The organism is Archangium sp. (genome assembly GCF_057119385.1).
Map to the genome: position 1 here is coordinate 1 of NZ_DBNGVP010000137.1, position 7,034 is coordinate 7,034.

Here is a 7,034-nt window from a genome sequence, read left to right on the forward strand (position 1 = left end):
TGTCCCCGCCCTCGAGCCACCCAGGAAGCCTCAGCCCACCTCGAGCCCGGCGGAAGCACGCTGAGCGCTCGATAACCCATTGAATCCACGAGGGGTTCGGCTGTCACTCCCGACTGGTCGGCACCGACCGCCAGCGGCTGTCACTCCCGACTGGTCGGCACTGACCGCCAGCGGCTGTCACCCCCGACTGGTCGGCACTGACCGCCAGCGGCTGTCAGTGCTGAACGTTCAGGAGTCACAGCCAGCACGATCTCGACCCGAGCGTCGGCGCGGCTACTTGATGGCACCCAGTGGAGTGCGTGCCATCCTGGAGCACCATTGATTCCGAAGGGGACCCCGTGGAGTTCGCCGACTGCGAGGGCCGAGCCCTCCCCTATCCCACCTCGGCGCCTGATCGCAGGCCGAGCGAGGCTCCAGGCTCCAAGAACTGCTGCCGAGCGGCCTTCTGTGGCATATACCCACACCATGCCTTCCGCTCTTACCGCCTCTCAAATCCGCGAGGCGTTCCTCCAGTTCTTCGAGCAGCGCGGCCACCGCCGCATCGCCTCTTCCACGCTCGTCCCCCAGAACGACCCGACCCTGCTGTTCACCAACGCGGGCATGGTGCAGTTCAAGGACGTGTTCACCGGCCGCGAGAAGCGCGACTACTCCCGCGCCACCACCTCGCAGAAGTGCGTGCGCGCCGGTGGCAAGCACAACGACCTCGACAACGTGGGCTACACCGCGCGCCACCACACGTTCTTCGAGATGCTCGGCAACTTCTCCTTCGGCGACTACTTCAAGTCCGACGCCATCGCGTACGGCTGGGAGTTCGTGACGAAGACGCTCGGGCTGGACAAGGCGCGGCTGGCCGTCACCGTGTTCAACGGCGAGGGCGGCATCCCCTGGGACGAGGAGGCCTTCGAGCTGTGGGCCAGGCAGGGCGTGTCCCGCGACCGCATCCTCAAGCTCGGCCTCAAGGACAACTTCTGGGCCATGGGCGACACCGGCCCGTGCGGTCCCTGCTCGGAAATCCACTACCACCAGGGCGACGACATCCCCTGTGCCGAGGTGTCCGCGGGCCGCCCGTGCAAGGGCGTGGCGTGTGACTGCGACCGGTGGCTGGAGATCTGGAACCTCGTGTTCATGCAGTTCGAGCGCAAGGAGAAGGACGCGCCGCTCATTCCGCTGCCCAAGCCGTCCATCGACACGGGCGCGGGCCTGGAGCGCATCGCCTCCGTCGTGCAGGGCAAGCGCTCCAACTACGACACGGACCTCTTCCAGAGCATCCTCTCGCGCGTGAGCGAGCTGGTGGGCAAGCCCTACACCCAGGAGGGCGGAGCCTCCATGCGCGTGGTGGCGGACCACAGCCGCGCGGCCGCGTTCCTCATCGCCGACGGCGTGCAGCCCTCCAACGAGGGCCGCGGCTACGTCCTGCGCCGCATCATGCGCCGCGCCATCCGCCACGGCTCGCTGCTGGGGCTCGAGGACGTGTTCTTCTTCAAGGTGGTGGACCGCGTCATCGAGCTCATGGGTGACGCCTACCCCGAGCTGCGCGACGGCCGCACCTTCATCCTCGAGGTCTGCAAGCACGAGGAGGAGAGCTTCCGCCGCACGCTCAACCGCGGCATGAAGCTCATCGACGAGGAAGTGGCCCGGATGAAGCAGTCCGGGGAGAAGGTCCTCTCGGGCGCCAAGGTCTGGGAGCTCCACGGCACCTACGGCTTCCCGTGGGACCTCACGGAGATCATCCTCAAGGAGCGCGGCTTCGAGGCCGACATCCCGGGCTACGAGAAGCTCAAGAAGGAAGAGGCCGACAAGGGCCCGGACGGGCCCATTGGCCCGGGTGCCGCCATCTCCACCGTCTACCTCAAGCTGCTCGAGCGCCTGGGCCCCACCCAGTTCCTCGGCTACGAGGGCGTGGGCCACGAGGGCGAGGGCTCCGTGCGCGCCCTCATCAACAAGAAGGGCGTGGAGCTGACCGAGGCCACCGCGGGTGACGAGGTGGAGCTGGTGTTGGACCGCACGCCCTTCTACGGCGAGTCCGGCGGACAGATGGGCGACACCGGCCGCATCGTGGGCCATGGCGGCAAGGCGAAGGCCGAGGTGCAGGACGCGACGCGCCCGGTGTCCGGCCTCATCGTCCACCACGTGAAGGTGACCGAGGGCACCTTCAAGGTCGGTGACATGGTGCAGGCGGGCGTGAACGGCGAGCGGCGCTCGTCCATCCGGGCCAACCACTCGGCCACGCACCTGCTGCACAAGGCGCTCAAGATGGTGCTCGGCGAGCACGTGAAGCAGGCGGGCTCCGTGGTGGCGCCCGACTACCTGCGCTTCGACTTCTCGCACTTCTCGCCCATGACGCCCGAGCAGCAGGAGCAGGTGGAGGACCTGGTCAACGGCTGGGTGCGCGAGAACACCGAGGCCCAGACGCGCGTGATGAACCTGGAGGACGCGAAGAAGTCCGGCGCCGTCGCCATGTTCGGCGAGAAGTACGGCGAGACGGTGCGCGTCGTCACCGTGCACCCGCAGTCCACGGAGCTGTGCGGCGGCACCCACGTGCGGCGCAGCGGCGACATCGGCCTCTTCAAGCTGGTGAGCGAGAGCGGCGTGGCCTCGGGCGTGCGGCGCATCACCGCCGTCACCGGCCTGGGCGCGCTCCAGTACGTGCGAGAAACAGAGCGCGAGCTGAAGAAGGCGGCCGAGCTGCTGAAGACCTCGCCCAAGGACCTGGTCAAGCGCGTGGAGGCCACGCAGAAGCGCGTGAAGGACCTGGAGCGCAAGATCGAGGAGGTGGCCGTCAAGGCGCAGGCCGGCTCCAGCAAGGACCTGCTCGAGCAGGCGCGCGACATCAACGGCATGAAGGTGCTGGCCACGCGGATGGATCCGGCGGACCCGAACGTGTACCGCGGGCTGGCCGACCAGCTGAGAGATCGCATCAAGTCCGGCGTGGTGGTCATCGGCGGCGAGAAGGACGGCAAGGTCGTCCTGCTGGTGGCGGCGACCAAGGACGTGGTGGCCAAGGGCATCCACGCGGGCAACCTGCTCAAGGAGATGGCCAAGGAGGTCAACGGCCGCGGCGGTGGCAAGCCGGACCTGGCCCAGGGCGGTGGCGAGGATCCCTCGCGCATCTCCAACGCCTTCGACAAGTTCTACGAGCTGGTGAAGGGGACGACCCTCTCATGAGCCCGAGCACCCGAGGCCTCGCGGTGCTCCTCTGCGCGGCGGCCCTCTTCGGGGGCTGCAAGAAGGAGGAGCCCGCGGCGAAGGACGACCGCACCCTGGAGAAGCTGCGCCAGGAGGTGGACCGCGTGAACCAGGGCGGGGCGCCCTCCGGCGCGCCCGACGAGACCGACCCCAACGCCCGGCTGGCGGGACTCGCCGCCGGCCAGGACCAGGAGAAGCCCCGGACGTACACCCTGCCCTCCAAGCAGAAGGTGAAGGTGGACACGCTCGAGCTCCAGCCCACCGGGTTGGAGTCGCTGCACTCCCTGCGCGGCACGGGCAAGGTGGCGCTCACCACCGACGAGCTGTTCCTGCGCGTGAAGCTCGACGCGGAGAACGTCGGCGAGAGCGCCGTGCACGTGCCCTTCTCGACGGTGCGGGTGGTGGACGCGGGGGGCAAGGAGTACCCCCTGGCCCGTGATGCCCAGACCGTCGCGGGGACGCGCAAGCTGGACCGCACCTGGGAGAACGAGCAGCGGGACTCGGTGGACCTCATCTTCGAGGTGCCGCCGGACGCCATCGCCCCGGGACTGTCCCTCCTGATTCCCACCAGCAGCGGCGAGGACGCTCGCATCCCGCTGCAATGAGGCCCTTCGGGAGACGGTGACGCACGGTGACGGTCGGGCCCAAGCTGATCCCGCTGCGCATCCGCCTCCCGTACGCGACGGAGGAGGACTTCGTCGAGAAGTACGGCTCCAACGTCGCGCGTGGGGGCCTCTTCATCGCCACGCGCTCGCCCAAGCCCGAGGGCACGGGACTCGCCTTCGAGCTGGTGCTCGCCGATGGGGGGCGCCTGCTGCGCGGCGAGGGCCTGGTCGTGAAGGCCCAGGCCGAGGGCCCTCGCGCCGGCATGACCGTGCGCTTCGTGCGCCTCGATGCGTACAGCAAGGCGCTCATCGACCGCATCCTCGCCCGCCGCAACCACGGCTCCGAGAGCACCGCCAGGACGCATGACGCGGCGGCCGGTGCTGGGAACACCGCCGAGGTGCCCGAGCCTCTCGCGAGCCCGCCCGTCGAGACGCCCCGCGCGGAGGAGCCCGCGCCGCTGGAGCCGGCTCCACGCCCGGAGGCCACAGCGGGCGCTGCGAAACGCGGCCGGCCCGTCATCTCCGCGGAGGCGCTCCGCAAGCAGGCCGCGACGCCATCCGCGCCCATCGCGCCTCCACCAGCGGCCAGCCCCGCCGCTCCGAAGCCCGCTGCGCCGGCCCAGGCGACTCCGAAGCCCGCCGCTCCCAAGCCCGCCGCGCCAAAACCGGCGGCCCCGAAGCCCGCCGCTCCGAAACCGGCATCGCCTGGCACGACGGCCGCTCCCAACTCGCCCGGGCCAGCCAACGCTCCGGGAGCCGTATCACCGGCACCGGCTCCTGGTCCGGCGAAACAGACGGCTCCTGTTGCGCAGACCCGTGCGCCAGAGCCGAAGACGCCTGCGCCCGCTCAGGCGATGCCTCCGGCCTCCGCGAAGCCAGCCGCGCCCTCCGCCCCGCCCCGGACGCCTTCGCCCAAGCCGGCCGCGCCTGCTTCGCCAGAAGCGGTGACGCCTCCCACCGCCATTCCCGCGCGACAGGACGCCCCGCCCACGCCGAAGCCGGCCGCGTCTCCTCCGCCAGAGGTGGCGACTCCCGCCGCCGCCATTCCCACGCGACAGGATGCCCCACCCACGCCGAAGCCAGCCGCGCCCTCCGCGCCCGCTTCCGCGAGAGTGCCCACGCCCGTGGAGATTCCCACGGCTGCCTCGCGGCCCACCACCCAGGACCTCATCGCCAACGCCGTCCTGGATCATCTCGCCCCCGACGAGGAGCTGCTCTCTCCAGAGAGCATCATCCTCGAGCCCGAGCCGCTCACGCCCGCCCCACCCGTGAACGAGGCCCCCCCGGCTCCCGCTCCGGTGGCTCCTCCCGTCTCCGTGCAGCCGGAGCCGCCCGTCGCCGAAGTTCCGGCCCCGGCCGCCCCCGCCCTCCCCGAAGCGCCCGCCCCCACGCGTCCCCCGGAGGCTCCCGCTCGTCCGGAGACAGCCCGCGAGGTGCCGCCTCCCGCCGAGGAACCCCGCCGCCCCGTCTCCGCCGAGATCAAGGGCCGCCGGCGCGCCATCCTCGACGTGCCCGTCTCCATGCCCGTGGTGGCCGCCCACCCCGAGGTGGTGCTCGGCATCGACCTCGGGACCTCGCAGGCGCGCGTCGCCGTCCACCACCAGGGCACGCTCCAGCTCATCCCCCTGGGCGAGGCCAGGGCCCTTCCCTCGCTCGTCGCCGTGGACGCCTCGGGCCAGCTCCTCGTGGGCGCCGCCGCCCGGGCCGAGGCCGAGCGCTCCCCTCGCCACGCCGTCCACGGACTGCGCCGCTTCCTCGGCCTGCGCGCCCGCTCACCCCTGGTGCGTGCGCTCGGCGGTCCCCTGCCCTTCCCCATCTCCGCCGGCCCCCACGGCGACGCCAGCATCGAGCTCCACGGCCGCGGCCACCTCCTCCCCGAGCTCGCCGCCCGGCTCCTGCGCGAGCTCAAGTCCGCCACCACCACCTTCCTCGGCCACGAGGCCACGCGCGCCGTCCTCTGCGTCCCCGCCCACTTCGACGACCGCCAGCGCGCCGCCATGCGCGAGGCGGGCTCGCTCGCCGGGCTCGACGTCCTGCGCATCCTCAACGCGCCCTCGGCCGCGGCGCTCGCCTTCGGTCATGAGCGGGGACTCGCCCGCAAGCGGCTGCTCGTGGTGGAGCTCGGCGGCGGCGGCCTCGACGTGTCCGTCGTCCAGCTCACCGGGGATGATCTCGAGGTCATCACCACCGGGGGAGATCCCACCGTGGGCGGCATGGACTTCGACGCGCGCATCGCCGAGGCGCTCGCCAGCGAGCTCCAGGCCCAGGGCCTCCCGCGCCCCGAGCACCCCGCCGACTGGCTCCCCCTGCTCACCGCCGCCGAGGCCGCCAAGGTGGCCCTCAGCGAGCGCGACGAGGTCTCCGTCCCGCTCCCCGGCATGCAGGCTCCGTTCTCGCTCAACCGCGAGCGCCTGGAGGCCCTCACCGCGGACCTCGTGCAGCGCATCACCCTCGTCGTGCGCCACGTGCTCGAGTCCAGCGCGCTCTCGCCGCAGGGGCTCGACGAGGTGCTGCTCCTGGGAGGCCAGGGCCGCTCGCCGCTGGTGCGCCGCCGGCTGGAGGAGAGCCTGGGCGTGCCCGTGCGCGCGGACCTGGAGTCCCCCCACGACGCCACGCATTCCGTGGCGTTCGGCGCGGCGCTGGTGGGCCAGGGACTGCTCGATGCGGCCGCGGGCAAGCCCGGCGCCACCGTCTCCGAGGTGCTCTCCGTCCCCATCGGCGTGGCCGAGCGCGGGGGCACGCTGCGCCGCGTCCTCGAGCGCAACACGCGGCTGCCCGCGGAGAAGACGCTCGTGCTTCCCGTCACGCCCGGGCCGCTCACGCTCGCCCTCTTCCAGGGGCCCTCTCCGGTGGCCGCGGAGAACGAGTACCTCGGCACGCTCGCCTTCACCGTCGAGCGTCAGGGCGAGGCCGAGGTGCACTTCAGCCTCTCGCAGGACGGCATCCTCTCGCTCGCGGCCACGCTGCCCGGCGTGAAGCGCCACGCCGTCACGCTCGCCCTGGACATGCCCGAAGACGCGGAGCTGGAGGCCGTCATGGCCCGCTCGCCGCTGGAGGGCGAGCCCGAGGCGCGTCCGGGCGGTCTCCTCTCCGGCCTGCGCAAGCTCTTCGGCCGCCGCTAGCCCGGATTATTCACCAGGGCTTGGCGAGGAGCCGCGAAGCAGTCGTGCGCAGGACCCGGGGGCACAATCTGGCCCGTTGCCCCTATCTGTCAGGTGAGCGGCAGTCAGGTTGGCAAAGGGG

The 7,034-nt window shown here is 71.7% G+C and carries 3 protein-coding genes; all 3 read left to right on the forward strand.

What is annotated here, in order from left to right:
• Window positions 1–465: 465 nt before the first annotated feature.
• Genes alaS through AC16DP_RS33490 form a run of 3 tightly spaced genes read left to right on the forward strand, consistent with a single transcriptional unit; the run spans window position 466 to window position 6,913 of the window.
• Window positions 466–3,165, forward strand: coding sequence for an alanine--tRNA ligase (alaS, locus tag AC16DP_RS33480; RefSeq protein ID WP_483956921.1), 2,700 nt, complete (start codon window positions 466–468; stop codon window positions 3,163–3,165).
• Window positions 3,162–3,791 carry a hypothetical protein gene (locus tag AC16DP_RS33485; protein ID WP_329729399.1) on the forward strand — a complete coding sequence of 210 codons (630 nt, stop codon included), beginning with the start codon at window positions 3,162–3,164 and terminating at the stop codon, window positions 3,789–3,791. Before alaS ends, AC16DP_RS33485 begins: the two co-directional genes overlap by 4 nt.
• Before the next feature lie 26 nt (window positions 3,792–3,817).
• Window positions 3,818–6,913 (forward strand): TIGR02266 family protein, encoded by a 3,096-nt coding sequence (locus AC16DP_RS33490; RefSeq protein WP_329729400.1) that lies wholly within the window; start codon window positions 3,818–3,820, stop codon window positions 6,911–6,913.
• Window positions 6,914–7,034: the final 121 nt, after the last annotated feature.